The sequence below is a fragment of the Streptomyces sp. NBC_01233 genome (assembly GCF_035989305.1).
Lineage (GTDB): Bacteria > Actinomycetota > Actinomycetes > Streptomycetales > Streptomycetaceae > Streptomyces.
Genome location: NZ_CP108514.1, coordinates 8,190,018 through 8,205,858, shown reverse-complemented (window position 1 = coordinate 8,205,858; position 15,841 = coordinate 8,190,018). Strand labels below are relative to the sequence as shown.

General features: G+C 73.9%; 12 protein-coding genes and 1 pseudogene. 7 read left to right on the top strand and 6 right to left on the bottom strand.

Translation table 11 applies throughout. The annotated features are described in order from the left end of the window. Nucleotides 1-157 precede the first annotated feature (157 nt). A complete protein-coding gene (locus tag OG332_RS38395) occupies nt 158-367 on the top strand; it encodes a hypothetical protein (RefSeq protein ID WP_327417760.1) in 210 nt (69 codons plus the stop codon). Between the two features lie 94 nt (nt 368-461). On the opposite strand, the pseudogene OG332_RS38390 reads toward OG332_RS38395, so the two are convergent. Next, nucleotides 462-920 (bottom strand): annotated as a pseudogene (locus tag OG332_RS38390) (pentachlorophenol monooxygenase); the annotation flags it as partial. 149 nt (nt 921-1,069) lie between these two features. Here OG332_RS38390 and OG332_RS38385 point away from each other — a divergent pair. Continuing rightward, entirely contained in the window at nt 1,070-3,151 is a 2,082-nt protein-coding gene (locus OG332_RS38385; protein ID WP_327417759.1) for a DUF4139 domain-containing protein, read from the top strand. Nucleotides 3,152-3,159: 8 nt separating this feature from the next. Beyond that, complete coding sequence (locus OG332_RS38380) at nt 3,160-4,722, top strand: DUF4139 domain-containing protein (RefSeq protein ID WP_327417758.1); 1,563 nt, start codon at nt 3,160-3,162, stop codon at nt 4,720-4,722. A gap of 36 nt (nt 4,723-4,758) precedes the next feature. On the opposite strand, the gene OG332_RS38375 is transcribed toward OG332_RS38380, so the two are convergent. Further along, entirely contained in the window at nt 4,759-5,187 is a 429-nt protein-coding gene (locus tag OG332_RS38375; protein WP_327417757.1) for a Fur family transcriptional regulator, read from the bottom strand. Nucleotides 5,188-5,376: 189 nt separating this feature from the next. Between OG332_RS38375 and katG the strand changes: the two genes are divergently transcribed. After that, complete coding sequence (gene katG / locus OG332_RS38370; protein ID WP_327417756.1) at nt 5,377-7,566, top strand: catalase/peroxidase HPI; 2,190 nt, start codon at nt 5,377-5,379, stop codon at nt 7,564-7,566. A 92-nt stretch (nt 7,567-7,658) separates the two neighbouring features. Beyond that, the gene (locus OG332_RS38365) at nt 7,659-8,015 is read left to right on the top strand and encodes a VOC family protein (RefSeq protein ID WP_327417755.1); all 357 of its coding nucleotides are present in this window, start codon (nt 7,659-7,661) and stop codon (nt 8,013-8,015) included. A gap of 25 nt (nt 8,016-8,040) precedes the next feature. On the opposite strand, the gene OG332_RS38360 is transcribed toward OG332_RS38365, so the two are convergent. The 3 genes from OG332_RS38360 to OG332_RS38350 form a co-directional block, all read right to left on the bottom strand. Beyond that, a complete protein-coding gene (locus tag OG332_RS38360; protein ID WP_327417754.1) occupies nt 8,041-9,984 on the bottom strand; it encodes a tetratricopeptide repeat protein in 1,944 nt (647 codons plus the stop codon). 109 nt (nt 9,985-10,093) lie between these two features. After that, entirely contained in the window at nt 10,094-10,597 is a 504-nt protein-coding gene (locus OG332_RS38355; protein WP_327417753.1) for a hypothetical protein, read from the bottom strand. Then, nucleotides 10,594-12,117: a hypothetical protein gene (locus OG332_RS38350; RefSeq protein ID WP_327417752.1), complete on the bottom strand. Its 1,524-nt coding sequence runs from the start codon at nt 12,115-12,117 to the stop codon at nt 10,594-10,596. The genes OG332_RS38355 and OG332_RS38350 overlap by 4 nt, the downstream gene beginning before the upstream one ends. 100 nt (nt 12,118-12,217) lie before the next feature. On the opposite strand from OG332_RS38350, the gene OG332_RS38345 reads away from it, so the two are divergent. Next, nucleotides 12,218-13,036 (top strand): alpha/beta fold hydrolase, encoded by an 819-nt coding sequence (locus OG332_RS38345; protein ID WP_327417751.1) that lies wholly within the window; start codon nt 12,218-12,220, stop codon nt 13,034-13,036. Nucleotides 13,037-13,112: 76 nt separating this feature from the next. On the opposite strand, the gene recQ is transcribed toward OG332_RS38345, so the two are convergent. After that, nucleotides 13,113-15,113, bottom strand: a complete 2,001-nt coding sequence (gene recQ, locus OG332_RS38340; RefSeq protein WP_327417750.1) for a DNA helicase RecQ — start codon at nt 15,111-15,113, stop codon at nt 13,113-13,115. Between the two features lie 533 nt (nt 15,114-15,646). Here recQ and OG332_RS38335 point away from each other — a divergent pair. Then, the gene (locus OG332_RS38335) at nt 15,647-15,799 is read left to right on the top strand and encodes a hypothetical protein (RefSeq protein WP_327417749.1); all 153 of its coding nucleotides are present in this window, start codon (nt 15,647-15,649) and stop codon (nt 15,797-15,799) included. Nucleotides 15,800-15,841: the final 42 nt, after the last annotated feature.

Below are 15,841 nucleotides of genomic sequence, written 5' to 3'. Positions count from 1 at the left end.
GCACCACCTCCATCTCGCACACATGTTCCCGAGAACTCCTGCACGAAATGAACACAAGATCGTTTCGGCGGCGGGAGGCCGGGGTGCGCGTGTTTGGCGGGAGCCTGACGGGTTAGGCGCCCGGTACCGGGAAATCCCGTGAGGAGTGTGAACCGTCATGGGCGGAGACAAGCGCCGGGTGCCGGGCAAGGGCCGCGAGGAGCAGATCCGCGGGCGGTCGCCGAACCCGGACCAGCTGAAGACGGGCGGCCGGCCGCGCAGTCCCGACGAGGTCGCGCACGAGCGCGGCCGCGAGGACGCGACGATGCGTGACGTGATGCACGACCTGCGTGAGGAGGACTTGGACGACATGCGCGACGACCGCTGATGCGGGCCGTCACGCCCCCTCGGCGGCGAGCCGGCCGCCGAGGCCCGGGCAGGGGGCGAATCGGGGCGCCCTGCCGCGCCGCCAAGGAGTCCGCCTACCCGGCGATCCCCGCCGCGTACGAGGCGAGGCCCTCCGTGGTCGCGCCGGCCCAGCCGACGTGGCCGTCGGGGCGGATCAGGAACAGCCCGTCCCCGTAGGCCTCGTACCCGGGGATCCGGACCGTACGGACGGCCGCGAGCCCGGGGAGTCCGGACAGGTCGGGCAGGTCCGGCAGGTCCGGAAGGTCCGAGCCGGCGCCGACGGTCAGCAGCGTCCAGTGCGTGCCCTGGAACTCCCGGAAGAGCCGGAGGCCGCCGCGCACGCCGTCCGGTGCGCGGTCACCCGCCTGGAGGGCCTCCTCGGCCAAGCCTTCGCGGGTCTCCACCGCGAGGGCCGAATCCCGGTAGCCGATGCCGAGCTGGCGGGTGGCTTCGCCGCGCCGGGCCTCGCCGCGGTGGATGCGGGTGGACAGGCCGAGCATCTCGGCGGCGACCGGCAGCCGCTCCTCCTCTTGCCGGAGCACGCGCCCCTCGTCGTCACCCTCGAAGTACTGCCAAAGGCCCCGGGCTTCGTCGTACGTACGGATCCACATCACCATGGCACCACGCTCCCACAAGGCTCGGGCGTAGGCTTCGTCCAATGGAGCGGTGGGGGGCGGAACACATGACGGCGGAAACGGCACGGACCTGGGGGGCGACCCTCGATTCGGTCGTGGTGTACGCACAGGGCGCGCTCTGCCGCCGCCTGGCCCGGGGCAGCGTGCCGCCCGACGGCCGGGTACGGGTGACGGGGCTGCCCCGCTCGCTGGATCCGGGCTCGCTGCGGGCCCGTGTCCTGGGCGCTCCCGGGGTGCGCGTCACCGAGGCCCGGGTGGAGGTCGAAGCCGAACCGCTCGGTGCGGGCACGCCCGACGGGCTGCGGCGCGAGGTCGAGCGGCTGGGCGACGCGTACGCGGCGGCGCGGGCCCGCCGGGACCGGCAGCTGAGCCTGATCGAGGAGGTCAGGGCCCTTCACCCGGTGCCGCCTCCCCGCAGGCGCGACGACCCGCACCGCCGCACCCCGGTCGACGCGTGGCTGGAGCTGGCCGACTTCGTCGACGAGCGGCTGACCGCACTGCACGCCCGCCTCGTCGAGCTGGAGGAGGCGCTGCGCGGGGCCGAGCACGAGCGCGACGTCGCCGCCGACCGGCTCGCCCGCGCCTCCACCGACGCGCCGTCGGCGCACGTGGAGACCACGGTCTGCGCGGTCCTCACGCTCGACGGCGCCGCCGAGGACGAGGTGGAACTGGAGCTGGAGTACGGGGTGCCGGGCGCCGTCTGGGTGCCGACCTACCGGCTCACTCACCGTCAGGGCGACGACAGCGGCCACCTGGTGCTGCGCGCCTCGGTCGCCCAGCGGACCGGCGAGGACTGGACCGGCGTGCGCATCGCCCTGGCCACCGCCGATCTCCGGCGCCGCACCGACCTGCCGAAGCTCCGCTCGATCCGGATCGGACGACGTCAGCCCGCCCCGGCGCCCTCCGGCTGGCGCGAGCCTCCCGCGGGGCTCGCCGGCCTGTTCGCCGGGTACGAGGCGGCCGGTCCCCGCCCCGTCGCGGCCGCCGCCCCTGTGGCTGTCGGGGCCGGGTCCCCTCCCTTGGCCGCCGGGCCTTCCCGGGGCGGCTCCGCGTCCGGTCCCGTTCCGCCGCCCCCGCCGCCCGCGCCGCAGGGCTACGGCGGCGCGATGCCCGACTTCCCGCAGACGGCCCCCGCGCCGCCGGCCCCCTCGCGGCCGGGCGCCAGGCCGCGTACCGCCGCCCGGTCCTTCGCAGGGGCCCCCGCCGCCATGCCACCCGCCGCGATGGCACCTGCGGCTCCCGCGGCTCCGGGCGGGGCCCCGCCGCCGCCCCCTCCGGAACCGGCGGCCGGCCCGCCGCAGCCGAGCGGCGCCGAGCTCGACTACGCCGCCCTCACGCTGTGCGGCCCCGACGAGCAGGGCGGTCGCCGGGGCCGGCTGTTCCCCGGCTCTCCCTCCGATCCGGTGGCGGCCGAGTGCCGCCGCCGCGCCGAAGCGGTCGCCGCGCTGCCGCTGCCCGGACGGGCCGTGCGGCCCCGCGAGTCGGCGGGTTCCTTCGACCACCGCTTCGATGCCGCCGCCCGCGCCGACGTCCCGTCGGACGGCACCTGGCACAACGTCACCGTCGCCGAGGTCCCGGTCGGCCTGCGCACCGAGTACCTGTGCGTGCCCTCCGTCGAGCAGACCGTGTACGCCACGCTGGTGCTCTCGAACGCCACCGACCAGGCGCTGCTGGCCGGCCCGGTGGAGGTCGTCGTCGACGACGAGTTCCTGCTGACCGCCGCGCTGCCCACGCTCGCCCCCGGCGGTGTCCGGCGCGTCGGGATGGGGCCCGCCGAGGGCATCCGGGTCACTCGCCGTACGAACGTGCACGAGTCGACCGCGGGCCTGCGCAACAACACCACCGTGCTCGACCACCGCGTGCACGTGGAGCTGGCCAACGGGCTGGCGAGGCCCGTCACCGTCGAAGTCCGCGAGCGGGTCCCGGTCACCTCCGATCCGGACGTCCGCATCGAGGAACGGGCCGACTGGACGGCACCCGAGGAAGGCAAGGGGCCCGAACACCATGCCCCGGGCACCCGCCTCTGGCGGCTGGACCTGCCCGCAGGCGCCACCGTCGCCCTGGGCGGCGGCTACGAGATCCGCATCCCGACCGGCAAGGCCCTGGTCGGCGGCAACCGCAGGAGCTGACGCACCCCATGTCCACGGCCCCGAAGCCGATCGCCCTCCCCGTCACCGCCGTCACCTGTCTCGAGGACCGCGCCCATGTCGAGCGCACCGTCGTGCTCGACCTGGAGGCCGGCGTGCAGCGGCTGCGGCTCGGGCCGGTCAGTGCGCTGGCCGTCGACCGGACCCTCCATGCCGAGCTGACCGCCGGCGACCCGGCGACGGTGCTCGACGTGCGGATCGTCCGCAGCTGGACGCCGCGCGGACCGCTGCCCTCCGCCGACGAGGACTCCGCCCTGCGCCTGCGCGCACACGCCCTCGAAGAGGAACGGCCGGCCCTGGAGCAGCGGCGCGACCGGCTGCGGGCCCGCCTCGACCTGCTCGGCCGCCTCGCCGCCGATCTGCTGCGGGACATCGGCGAGGGCGCCGGTGCGGGGGAGGCCGAACGGCCGCGCTGGGCCCGCGAACTGGACCGGCTGGACGCGGAGCGGGACACGTACGGCGAGCAACTGCGCACCGTGGAGGTCCGGCTGGCCGAGCTCGGCGCCGAACTCGGTTCCGTCCAGCGGGCCATGGACCTCTCCGAGGAGGAGCCCGCCGAGCTGGTCGGCCATGTGGAGCTGACGGTGGAGGCCGCGGTCGCCGGGCCGGTCGGGCTGCGCCTGAGCCATCTCACCCCGTGTGCGCTGTGGCGGCCCGCCTACCGGGCCGTGCTCGACGGGGACGCCCTGACGCTGGAGACCGAAGCCGTGGTCTGGCAGCGCACCGGTGAGGACTGGTCGGACGTACGGCTGACCCTGTCGACCGCGCGCTCGGCCCTGGCCACCGACCCGCCACGGCTGGGCGAGGACCGGCTGACGCTCAAGGACCGCTCCGCGGCGGAGCGCCGCACGGTCGACGTGGAACTGCGCGAGGAGGAGATCGGGTCCCTCGGCCCGGCCCCGGTGCTCGGCCTGCCCGGGGTGGACGACGGCGGCGAGGCGCGTGTGCTGCACTCCCCCGCGCCGGTCTCCGTGCCCGGGGACGGCCGCGCCCACCGGGTGCCGCTCTCCGTGTTCACCGCGGACGCGAGAGTTGAGTACGCCTGCTCACCGGAGGTGTCGCCGCTGGTCACCCAGGTGGTGCGGTTCGACAACCTGTCCGGCCACGTGCTGCTCGCCGGGCCGGTGGACCTGGTCCGCGGCAGCGGATTCAGTGGCCGCGGCACGCTGGACTTCACCGCTCCCGGCGCCCCCGTCGAGCTCGCCTTCGGCAGTTGCGACGACCACGGGGTGGTCCGGCAGACCGAGGAAACCCGGGATTCCGCCGGGATCATGCAGCGGACCGTGGTCACCCGAACGGTCCGGCTGCACCTGTCCCGGTTCTCCGCCCCCGGGGAGCGCGGTGACCGGGTGGTCGTGCTGCGGGAGCGGATCCCGGTCTCCGAGGTCTCGGCGGTGGAGGTACGCCTGCGCAAGGAGGCCTGCTCCCCGCCGCCGGAGGTGGTCGACGCCGACGGGATCGCGCGCTGGGACGTCGCCCTCCCGCCCGGCGGCCGGCGCACGGTCACCCTGGTCTACGAGCTGTCGGCGAGCTCCAAGGTCGCCGGACTCTGAGCCCGCCGGGCGTCGGGCCCGCCGGGCTCCGGGCACTCACCCGTGCGGCGGACCTGAAGCGCAGGAGGGGCACAGCCCCCGGTAGGTGACCTCGGCCTCGGACACCGTGAAGCCGAAGCGTTCCTCCACGGGGAGGCCGGCCAGTGGATCGCCGGTCGGGTGGACGTCGCGGATGAGGCCGCAGCCGGAGCACACCAGGTGCTGGTGGGGCTGGTGCGCGTTGGGGTCGTAGCGCTTGGCTCGGCCGTGCGCGGAGACCTCCACGACCTCCCCGAGCGAGACCAGCTCGCCGAGGGTGTGGTAGACGGTCGCGCGGGAGATCTCGGGCAGCCGCTCGGCCGCGCGGGCGTGCACCTCGTCGGCCGTGAGGTGCACGTGCTCCCCGTCGAGGACCTCCGCCACGACGCGCCGCTGGGACGTCATGCGCCAGCGACGTCCTCGCAGCCGCTCCGTCAGGTCACTCATGCCGGTTCACCTCTCCCTTGCACACCGGACCGGAAAGCAATTCCCATTCCACTTCCGCTTCCGTCACCCTCTGCGTGTTCTCGCGGCCCCGCGGTCCGCGGTGCGCGACCATACGGACGCCGATACCCGCTCGATTATCGGCGCCGTTCGTGAGCAGAGGGAAACACCGAGACAGGAAGAAGGACTGACGTGTCCGGCAGCGAAAGCGAGAACCCAGTCATCCCCTCCCCGGCCCCCACGCCGACTCGCCCCCGGGCGAACCGGGACTGGTGGCCGAATCAGCTGGACCTTCAGGTTCTCCACCAGAACTCGCCCCAATCCAATCCCATGGGTGAGGACTTCGACTACGCGGAGGAGTTCGCGTCCCTGGACCTCGACGCGCTGAAGCAGGACGTCTTCGAGGTGATGACGACCTCGCAGGACTGGTGGCCCGCCGACTACGGCCACTACGGGCCGCTGTTCATCCGGATGAGCTGGCATGCCGCGGGCACCTACCGCATCGAGGACGGCCGGGGCGGTGGCGGTTCCGGCGCCCAGCGCTTCGCCCCCCTCAACAGCTGGCCGGACAACGCGAGCCTCGACAAGGCGCGCCGTTTGCTCTGGCCGGTCAAGCAGAAGTACGGCCGGAAGATCTCATGGGCCGATCTTCTGGTGTTCGCCGGTAACTGTGCGATGGAATCGATGGGATTCAAGACGTTCGGATTCGGATTCGGACGGGAGGACATCTGGGAGCCCGAGGAGGTCTTCTGGGGGCCCGAGGACACGTGGCTCGGAGACGCGCGCTATAGCGGCGACCGGGAACTCGCCGGGCCTTTCGGCGCCGTGCAGATGGGCCTGATCTACGTCAATCCGGAGGGGCCCAACGGCAACCCGGATCCGATCGCCGCCGCCAGGGACATCCGCGAGACGTTCGCGCGCATGGCGATGAACGACGAGGAGACGGTCGCGCTCATCGTCGGCGGCCACACGTTCGGCAAGTGCCACGGCGCGGTCGGGCCCGAGTACATCGGTCCGGAACCCGAGGGCTGCCCGATCGAGCAGCAGGGCCTCGGGTGGAAGAACTCGTACGGCAGCGGCAACGGCGTCGACTCGCTCACCAGCGGGCTCGAGGGCGCATGGACCTCCGAGCCGACGAAGTGGGACAACGGCTACCTGGACAACCTGTTCCGCTACGACTGGGAGCTGACGACGAGCCCGGCCGGCGCGCAGCAGTGGACCCCCAAGGATCCCGCGGCCCAGGGCACGGTGCCCGATGCCCACGACCCGTCGAAGCGGCACGCTCCCATGATGCTGACGACGGACCTCTCGCTGAAGCTGGATCCGGTCTACGCGCCGATCTCGAAGGCCTTCCACGAGAACCCGGACCGGCTCGCCGACGCGTTCGCCAAGGCCTGGTACAAGCTGCTGCACCGTGACATGGGCCCCCTCTCGCGCTACCTCGGACCGTGGATCCCCGCGCCGCAGCTGTGGCAGGACCCCGTACCCGAGGTCGATCACGCGCTGGTCGGGGACGCGGAGATCGCCGACCTCAAAGCCCGGATCCTCGCCTCGGGGCTGTCCGTCTCCCAGCTGGTCACCACCGCCTGGGCGGCGGCCGCGAGCTTCCGCGGCACCGACAAGCGGGGCGGGGCCAACGGGGCACGGATCCGGCTCGCGCCGCAGAAGGACTGGGAGGTCAACGCCCTGCCCGAGGTGGCCGAGGTGCTGCGGGGACTGGAAGGGATCCAGCAGGACTTCAACGGCTCGCAGGCCGGGGCGGTGAAGGTGTCGCTCGCCGACCTGATCGTCCTGGGCGGGTGCGCTGCCGTCGAGCAGGCCGCGAAGAAGGCCGGGCACGCCGTCACGGTCCCGTTCGCACCGGGCCGCACGGACGCCTCGCAGGAGCAGACCGACGTCGAGTCGTTCGCCGTACTCGAACCCAGGGCGGACGGGTTCCGCAACTACCTCCCGGCGGGAGAGAAGCTGTCGCCGGAGACCCTGCTGCTGGACCGCGCCGCCATGCTGACGCTGACGGCTCCGGAGATGACGGTTCTGGTCGGCGGCATGCGGGCCTTGAACACCGGCTTCGGGGGGTCCTCCCACGGCGTCTTCACCCAGCGGCCGGGGACGTTGACCAACGACTTCTTCGTCAACCTGCTCGACATGGGTACGGAGTGGAAGGCGTCGGCCACGGCGGAGAACGTGTTCGAAGGCCAGGACGTCGCCACGGGCAAGGCCCAGTGGACCGCCACCGCCGTCGACCTCGTGTTCGGTTCGCACTCCCAGCTCCGGGCCCTCTCGGAGGTCTACGCGTCGAAGGACGCGGGAGAGAAGTTCGTACGCGATTTCGTGGCGGCCTGGGACAAGGTGATGACCCTCGACCGGTTCGACCTCGCCTGAGCCCGAGGTCCCCGGCCGGCCCCTCACCGGCCGGCCGGGGACCGGGGATCCGACCGGGTGCGTGCGCCGGCCCCGGGGCCTACGCTCGGCGCATGGCAGTGGAGTGGGAGCAGCTCGTCGTCGACGCCGCGAACCCGGCATCCCTGGGGCACTGGTGGGCGCAGGCCCTGGGATGGGTCGTCGTGAACGACGACCCGGACGAGTACGAGATCCGCCCGGCCCCCGAACGGCTGCCGGGGCTGGTCTTCGTACCGGTGCCGGACGCCAAGACGGTGAAGAACCGCCTCCACCTCGACTTCCGCCCCGACGACCAGGACGCGGAGGTACGCCGCCTCCTGGCGCACGGCGCGCGCCCGGCCGACATCGGACAGGGCCCCGAGGTGACGTGGGCCGTGCTCGCCGATCCGGAGGGCAACGAGTTCTGCGTCCTGGCCCCGCACCGCACCTGATCCAGCAGCCACCCCGCCCGACGGTTCAGCGCCCGAGGCCCCGGAGACGGTCGAGGAGGGACCGGCGCTTTCGGCTCTCCCGGCCGCCCTGCGGTGCCGGCGCCGCCGGGGGGCCCGCCCGCCGTGCGTCCATCGCGGCGGTGATCTCCGCGCGACGTCGCTCGTCTTCGTCGTCGTCCCGGACCTGTGCGTCGTACTCGGCCACCGCCGTCAGCATCTTCGCGGCCAGTTCGAGGAAGGTGGGCTCCAGCCAGGGGCATGCCTGCACGAGGCGGCACAGCGAGGCGAGGATCGTCGCGTCGCGCTGCTGCCAGGCCTTGCCCACCCCCATCATCCGGTCGGCGAGCTGGTGCCCGACGTCCCGGCGGACGGCGGGGTCGACCCAGGCGGTGGCGAGCAGCGCGAAGCCCGCGGCCTCGTTGGTCCAGTCCTCGGGGCCGAAGAGCAGGTCGAGCAGCAGGGCCCTGCGCCGGGAGCCCTCCCAGGGCTCGTCCGCGCGGTGGTGGGCCAGGCCCAGGCAGGCGAAGGTCTGCACGGCGCGGACCCACATCTCGGGCTGCCGGCCCAGCAGGTACGCGCCCTGGTCGCCCTCGCGCGGCAGCGGCGGGTGCACGCAGACCGCCAGCAGGTCCTCGGCGCTCAGGTCGGCGAGGCGTACGGCGTGGTCGTACGCGGCCCCCGGCGCGGCCCAGCTCAACGCGGCGACCTGGCGCACGCGTTCGGCGGCTTCGGGCGTCGGCGGGGCGACGGCGGGCCGGGCGTCGAGTCCCTCGGGGCCGCCGAACTCCCACAGCCGGACGCCGACCCGGCGCTGCGGCTCCCGGGGATCGGGAGCGGCCACCGCCTGGTAGGCGATCTGCGCTCGCGGGAAGCCCATGCGTACGGCGAGCCGTGTACTGGGGGCTTCCAGGTTCGAGGAGAGCAGCTGGATCTCGTGGTCGCGGGCGGCGTCGGCCTCGGCGAGCATCTGGTGCAGCACGTTGACGCTCGCCTCGGCGGCGGGATGCACGTGGCCGAGCCAGGGCTGGTCCTCGCACAGCTCGTCCAGGAGCTGGGCGGCGTAGCCGTGTTCGGGGTGGGTGCGCAGGTGGTCGGCGAGGGCCAGCAGGTGCGCGGTGCCGCCGTCGACGGCGTGGCGCAGCGCGAACACGGCCGGGGCGGCCTTCGGGTGGTCCGGTTCGGCGGCGAGGGCACGTTCGAGCCAGGCCAGGCCGGCGGCGTGGCGGCCGGTCCGCCCGTACAGCTCCGCGACGTCGACGTACAGGTCCAGGTCGGTGGGGTCGCGGGCGATCTCCGCCTCCCAGACGGCGAGGGCCTCGTCAGTCCGCCCGGCGGCGCGCAGCGCGGCGCCCAGCACGATGGCCGGCCAGTGGCCCGCTTCGGCCCGCTGGGCACGCTCGGCCCAGGCCACGGCGTCGGCCGCGTCGCCGAAGCGGCGGGCCAGGGTGGAGCCCAGCGTGTTCAGCAGGACGTGCTCCGGGTGGGCGGCGACGCAGGCCCTGACCAGTGTGTAGAAGGGCTGGACCCCTTCGCGGAGCGGCGGCGGCAGGGGTTCGGGCAGGGTGCGGGATATCCGGGCGACGGACTGGGCCACGGCGGACGGTGCGAGCCGGCCGGGCAGGGCCGGGTCGGCCAGCCAGGCGACCTCGGCCCAGGGGCGGGCGGGGTCGGCTCCGATCACCGAGGCGAGGACGCCGACGGCGGGCTCCCAGTCCCCGACGGCGGCGTGGAGCTGGGCGACGCAGGCGACCGCACCGATGGCGGGCTCGTCGTCGGCGAACAGCCGCAGCGCGGCGGCGTGACCACCGGCGGCCGCGACGAGTTCGGCGAGCGCCTCGTAGGCGTCGGGGTGGCGGGGGTCGGCGGTGAGTGCGTTGCCGAGGTGTGCCGCCGCGTGCGGCAGATCGCCGCTGTCGATGGCGAGCCGCGCCACCGCCACTTCGCCTTCGGCTTCGAGCCGCTCGTCCACAGGTCCCTCTCCCCCACGCCGGTCGTGGCTACGAAAGTACCCGTAGGAGGCGGGATCCCCCACCGGGTCCCGCCTGATCCGGCAGGACTCGGGCCGGCGCCGCCACTGGTCAGACGGACCACGGGGAGGGAACGCGCGGGTCGGGGACGTACGCGCAGTAGGTGCCGGTGCGGATCGTGCGGTCGAGGTGGTCGCCGAGCTCGGGCGCGGCTTCGCGGAGACGGCCGATGGCCTTGCGCACGGCCTGGGTGACGGCGGCCCGGGCCCGTTCGGAGGCGGAGCCGGCGCGCCGGTCGCGTCCGCCGAGCCCGACGGCCCGGGCGAGTTCGGCGATCAGGAATTCGCGTTCGAGCTCGGCCTGTTCCCGCCGGGCGATGTCGTTGTCGGCGCGGGCCTCCTCGATGTCCTCTTCGATCTCGTCGAGCCTTCGGCGGTACATGTCCTTGGCCCGGTCGTCCAGGAGGGGGCCGAGGTCGCCGGCCCGGGAGAGTCCGGCGGCCGCGTCGGGGTCGTCGCTGTCGGCGGCCACGAGGTCGAGGACGTGGAACTCCCGGCCCGGCGCGGCGAGCAGCCGGGCCAGGTGGTGCATGCCCTTGCTGTCGCGGACGCTCACCCGCCGGTCGTCGAGTACGACCTTCCAGTAGTCGCCCTCCCGGACGAAGAGGTTCGGCCCGGACGTGGCGGGAGGCGGCTCGTCGGCCGCGGGCGCGCGGGCGATCCGTTCGAGCTCCGTACGCGCCGTCTCCCGCTCCAGGTTCTCGGCCCGGAGGTTTCCGAGGACGCCCTGGGCGTCCGCGAGCCGCAGCCGCACTCGGCCGCCTCGTAGGGGGCGCCGACGTCGCTCCAGGCACGGACGGCATCGGCGAACAGCTCCGACGCGCCGGCCGCGTCGCCCTCGGCCAGCAGTACCTCGCCGCGCGCCCGTACGGCCGCCGCGGCGAGCGCGCTGCTTTCGAACCGGAGGGCGACCTCCGCGAGCTCGCGGGCCGAAACCCGTGCTGTCTCCACGTCGGCGCGGGCCAGGGCGATCCGCACCTGGGCGTCCAGCAGCGGTGCCCGCCGCAGCTCGGTGGTGGGGGGCAGCTCTTTCGACGGGACCGGCAGCGGCCGCGCCAGCGCCTCCCGGATCGCGGCGGCCGCCGTGTCGATGTCGCCTCCGGCGAGCCGGACGAGCGAGAGCCCGGGTTCGGGATCCCATCCGAGGCGGTGCGCGGCGAGCAGCGCCTCTTCGGCGCCGGTCAGATCGCCCCGCCGCAGCCGGATCCGGCCCAGCTCGGTCAGCGGCCAGCCCAGCTCGCGGCGCAGGTAGGGGCGCAGCTCGTCGCAGGCCAGCAGCACCTGCTGCTCGGCGCTCGCGCACTGGCCGCGCAGGCGCAGGATCTCCGCCCGGTGCACCCTGCACCGGCCGTGCAGGCTGCCGATCGCGTTCGTGCGCGCCCAGCGCTCCATGGCCTCGGTCCACTGTTCGGCCAGGTCGTACTGGGCCAGGCCCTGCAGGGCGCACACCAGCTCGCAGTAGACGACTCCGGTCGACAGCGGATCGAGGTCCCCGGACATCGCCGCCGTTCCGGCGTCGTCGAGGAGCTCCAGACCCCGCCCGACGTCACCGTCGAGGATCACCAGCCGGGCCTGGGCCACGCGCCCGAGCGCCGCTGCCGCCGGATCGGTGAGCGAGCCGGTCTCGACCGCCCGGCCGGCCCAGTCCCGGGCCGCGTCGAGGTCGCCGCTGAGAAGACGCTCGAAGGTGCGCACCACCGCGAACCACGCGTGCGCGGAGGTCGCAGATGCAGGATCGAGGAGGCGTTCGGCCCGCCGCAGCCACCCCCGTACCGGTGCCATGAGCGCGGTGTCGAACAGCAGGTGCATGGCGACCCGTACGGCGGCTCCGGCCGCCGCGTCGTCCTCACCGAGCCCGGCCAGCCGTGCGTGGAGCCGCTCCCAGGTCTCGACCGTCACGTCGAGGTGCCCCGCGGCATAGGCGACGCCGGCGAACTCGGCGAGCTCCGCCGGGCCCAGCCCGCCCTCCTGCTCCCGGGCCGCCAGATAGCCGCCGTACGCCTCGGCCCACGCGCCACGGGCCGCGGCGTTCCGCGCCCGCTCCAGCGCGGCACCGTCGCCGGAGGCATCAGTCATGGACGTCTTCCTTCGCCGTGCGGGACCCGGGGGGGCGATTACGGCGGTAACCGGCCCGCTTACGCCTCCATGGTGAGCCACAACCACAGTGGAGGACATCATGGACACCGTCACGGTGAACGACATCCGTCTGGAACACGAGGTCTGCGGATCCGGGGAGCCGGTCCTGCTGATCAGCCCGGTCCTCGCCGACGGGTTCGCCCCGCTCGTCGCCGAACCGGCATTGGCCGGGAGCCACCGGCTCATCCGCTATCACAAGCGGGGCTGGAGCGGCAGCACCCACACGCCCGGGCCGGTCTCCGTCGCCGACCACGCCGCCGACGCCATCGCGCTGCTCGACCGGCTCGGCATCGAGCGCGTCCACGTGGCCGGGCACTCCAGCGGCGCGGCGGTCGCCGCGCAGCTGGCCCAGGACCGCCCCGACCGCATCGCCACGGTCGCCCTGCTGGAGCTCTCCCTGCTGTCGGTGCCCGCGGGCGAGGCGTTCTTCGCCCAGGCGGGGCCGGCGTTCCAGGCGTACGCCGACGGGGACGCGGAGCGCGCCCTCGGGCTGTTCCTGTCCCTGGTCAGCGGGATGGAGCCGGAACGCTGCCGGGCCCTGCTCGACGAGCGCATGCCGGGCAGCGTCGAGCAGGCGGTCAAGGACGCCGACACCTTCTTCGGGATCGAGCTCCCCGCCCTGGCCGAGTGGCGGTTCGGGCCCGACAACGCGGCGGCGGTCCGCCGGCCGGTGCTGTCCGTACTGGGGAGCGACACCCGACCTCTGTGGGTCGAGGTCGCGGCGTTCCTCCGCTCGAACGTGCCCGACATCGAAGAGTGCGTCATCGACGGGGTGGGACACCTGCTCCACATCGAACGGTCCCGGCCCGTCGCAGAGGCCCTGGCCCGGTTCCTGGCCCGTCACCCGATCGCATCCTGACCGCGGGCGCCCGGCGGGCGACGTGCCTGCCGGGCGACGTGCCTACCGGGTGCCGGAACCGGTCACTGCGGACCGGCTACTGCCAGTCGTCCCACGGCGGTTCCTCGTCCAGGTCGAAGGGCGGCTCTTCGTCGGCCGGGCCGGCGGGGGCCGGCCGGGCGGATTCGGCGTGCGGCGCGGCGGCGGCAGGCCCGGGCCCGGCGGCAGCAGCGGCAGGACCGGCGGCGTTGCACTCCGCCAGGGCGTCCAGGACGCCCTGGGCGTACTTGGCGAGCTTGGCCTCGCCGACCCCGCCGATGGTGCCCAACTCCGCCTCGGTGGCGGGGAGTCGCGTCGCGATCTCCCGCAGCGTCGCATCGTGGAAGACGACGTACGCCGGTACGCCCTGCTCGCGCGCCGTCGCGGCCCGCCAGGCGCGCAGCGCCAGGAAGAACGGCTCGGCCCCGGCCGGCAGGTCGACCGGTACGCGGGCGCCCTTCCCGGAGCGCGACCCGGACTCCTTCTTCGCCGGGCCGGCCGGCGTCTTCTCCTTGCGCATCGGAACGCTGCGGCGCCCGCCCAGCACCTCGCCGCTGTCATCGGTCAGCACGAGCGTCCCGTAGTCGCCCTCCACCGCCAGCAGCCGCGAGGCCAGCAGCCGGCGCACGACCCCGCGCCACTCCGCGGTGCTCAGATCGGCTCCGATGCCGAACACCGAGAGCGCGTCGTGGTCGAACTGGATGACCTTGGCCGTCTTCTTGCCCTGCAGGATGTCGATGATCTGGCCGGCGCCGAACTTCTGGCGCCGTTCCCGCGCGAGCCGCCACACCGTGGACAGCAGCTTCTGCGCCGGGACCGTCCCGTCCCAGGACTCGGCCGGCGTCAGGCAGGTGTCGCAGTTGCCGCAGGGCTCGCCCGACTGCCCGAAGTACTCCAGCAGCCGCGTCCGGCGGCAGTCGACCGTCTCGCAGAGCGCGAGCATGGCGTCCAGGTGCATGCCGAGGGAGCGGCGGTGCGCCTCGTCGCCCTCGGAGCCGTCGATGAGCTTGCGCTGCTGGACCACGTCCTGCAGGCCGTAGGCCAGCCACGCCGTGGCCGGTTCCCCGTCGCGGCCGGCGCGGCCGGTCTCCTGGTAGTACCCCTCGACCGACTTCGGCAGGTCCAGGTGTGCCACGAACCGCACGTCCGGCTTGTCGATGCCCATGCCGAAGGCGATCGTGGCCACCACGACGACCCCGTCCTCCCGCAGGAAACGCGCCTGGTTCGCCGCGCGCGTACGGGCGTCCATTCCGGCGTGGTACGCCACGGCGTCGATGCCCTGCTCCGCCAGGAAGGCCGCGGTCTTCTCCACCGAAGCCCGCGAGAGGCAGTAGACGACTCCGGCGTCCCCGTCGTGCTCGGTCCGGATCAGGTCCAGCAGCTGCCGCTGCGGGTTGCTCTTCGGGACGATCCGGTACTGGATGTTCGGCCGGTCGAAGCTGGCGACGAAGTGCCGGGCGTCCTCCAGACCGAGCCGCGCCACGATCTCGGCGTGGGTGGCCTCGGTGGCCGTCGCGGTCAGCGCGATCCGCGGCACCTTCGGCCAGCGCTCGTGCAGCATGGACAGCGCGAGGTAGTCGGGCCGGAAGTCGTGGCCCCACTGGGCGACGCAGTGCGCCTCGTCGATCGCGAAGAGCGACACCTTGCCCCGGTCGAGCAGCCGCTGGGTGCCCTCGCTGCGCAGCCGCTCGGGGGCCAGGTAGAGGAGGTCCAGCTCGTCGGCGAGGAAGGCCTGCTCGACGGCCTGCCGCTCGTACGGGTCCTGTGTGGAGTTGAGGAACCCGGCCCGCACTCCGAGGGCGGTGAGCGCGTTCACCTGGTCCTGCATGAGCGCGATGAGCGGCGAGATCACTACGCCCGTGCCGTCTCTGACGAGCGCCGGGATCTGGTAGCAGAGCGATTTGCCGCCACCGGTCGGCATCAGGACGAGGGCGTCACCACCGCCGACGACCTGGTCGATGATCTCCTGCTGCTCGCCGCGGAAGGAGCTGTATCCGAAGACGCGGTGCAGCACCTGCAGGGCATCGGAGATTTCGTGGGTGGTGTCCGGAGCGGCCATTCGAGAAGCCTAGCGGCACCCGCCGACACCCCTGCTCCGCTCACCGCAACCTGTGGAAAACCTGCTGCGCGTGCGGCCACTCCTACCGGCCCACCAGCGCCGACAAGATGCTCCGCCGCAACCTCGGCCTCTACGGGGTGGGCGGTCTGATCGCCCCGTTCATCGGCATCAAGCTCATCGAGACTCGCCGAGGACATCCACTGGGCCGGTGCGCGACGTTCCGCGATCTGCACGGCCGCGCTGTTGCTCGCGGCCCTGCTCGTGCCGGACGCGGGTACCGGCGAGCTCTGCGTGCTCCGCGGCGCCCTCTGGGCGGGTCTGGCCGCGCTGCTGTTCGTGATCCTGCTGCCGCCCCGGGTCTCCGTACGGGCCGGCCGGCTGAGCACCCGCGGACTGCTGGTCGGGCGCAGTGTCCGCACCGACTCCCTGGCCTCCCTGCAGTGGTGCGACGGCGTGGCCCAGCGCCTCCTGCTCCGGGACACCGAGGGAAGCGGCGTCGAGATCGATCCGACCGTCCTGACCCTCAACCCGCGATGTGGCGCCGGCTGGACGCCGACACCCGTACCTCGGTCGAGCGCGGCACGCTGCAGCTGGGCTCCACCGCGCTGCGCGAGCCGGCCGAGCACGTCGAGCACGTCGAGCGGGAGACCGCCCGCACCGTCTTCAGGGTGTCCGGCCTGCGGTGACGGCCTCCGCCGACCGCGAGAGCGGTCCCGCCGGCCCCTGTC

Coding starts and splice junctions, on each gene's coding strand:
- OG332_RS38395 (WP_327417760.1), top strand. CDS start 158: ATGGGCGGAGACAAGCGCCGGGTGCCGGGCAAGGGCCGCGAGGAGCAG.
- OG332_RS38385 (WP_327417759.1), top strand. CDS start 1,070: ATGACGGCGGAAACGGCACGGACCTGGGGGGCGACCCTCGATTCGGTC.
- OG332_RS38380 (WP_327417758.1), top strand. CDS start 3,160: ATGTCCACGGCCCCGAAGCCGATCGCCCTCCCCGTCACCGCCGTCACC.
- OG332_RS38375 (WP_327417757.1), bottom strand. CDS start 5,187: ATGAGTGACCTGACGGAGCGGCTGCGAGGACGTCGCTGGCGCATGACG.
- OG332_RS38365 (WP_327417755.1), top strand. CDS start 7,659: ATGGCAGTGGAGTGGGAGCAGCTCGTCGTCGACGCCGCGAACCCGGCA.
- OG332_RS38350 (WP_327417752.1), bottom strand. CDS start 12,117: ATGACTGATGCCTCCGGCGACGGTGCCGCGCTGGAGCGGGCGCGGAAC.
- OG332_RS38345 (WP_327417751.1), top strand. CDS start 12,218: ATGGACACCGTCACGGTGAACGACATCCGTCTGGAACACGAGGTCTGC.
- recQ (WP_327417750.1), bottom strand. CDS start 15,113: ATGGCCGCTCCGGACACCACCCACGAAATCTCCGATGCCCTGCAGGTG.
- OG332_RS38335 (WP_327417749.1), top strand. CDS start 15,647: ATGTGGCGCCGGCTGGACGCCGACACCCGTACCTCGGTCGAGCGCGGC.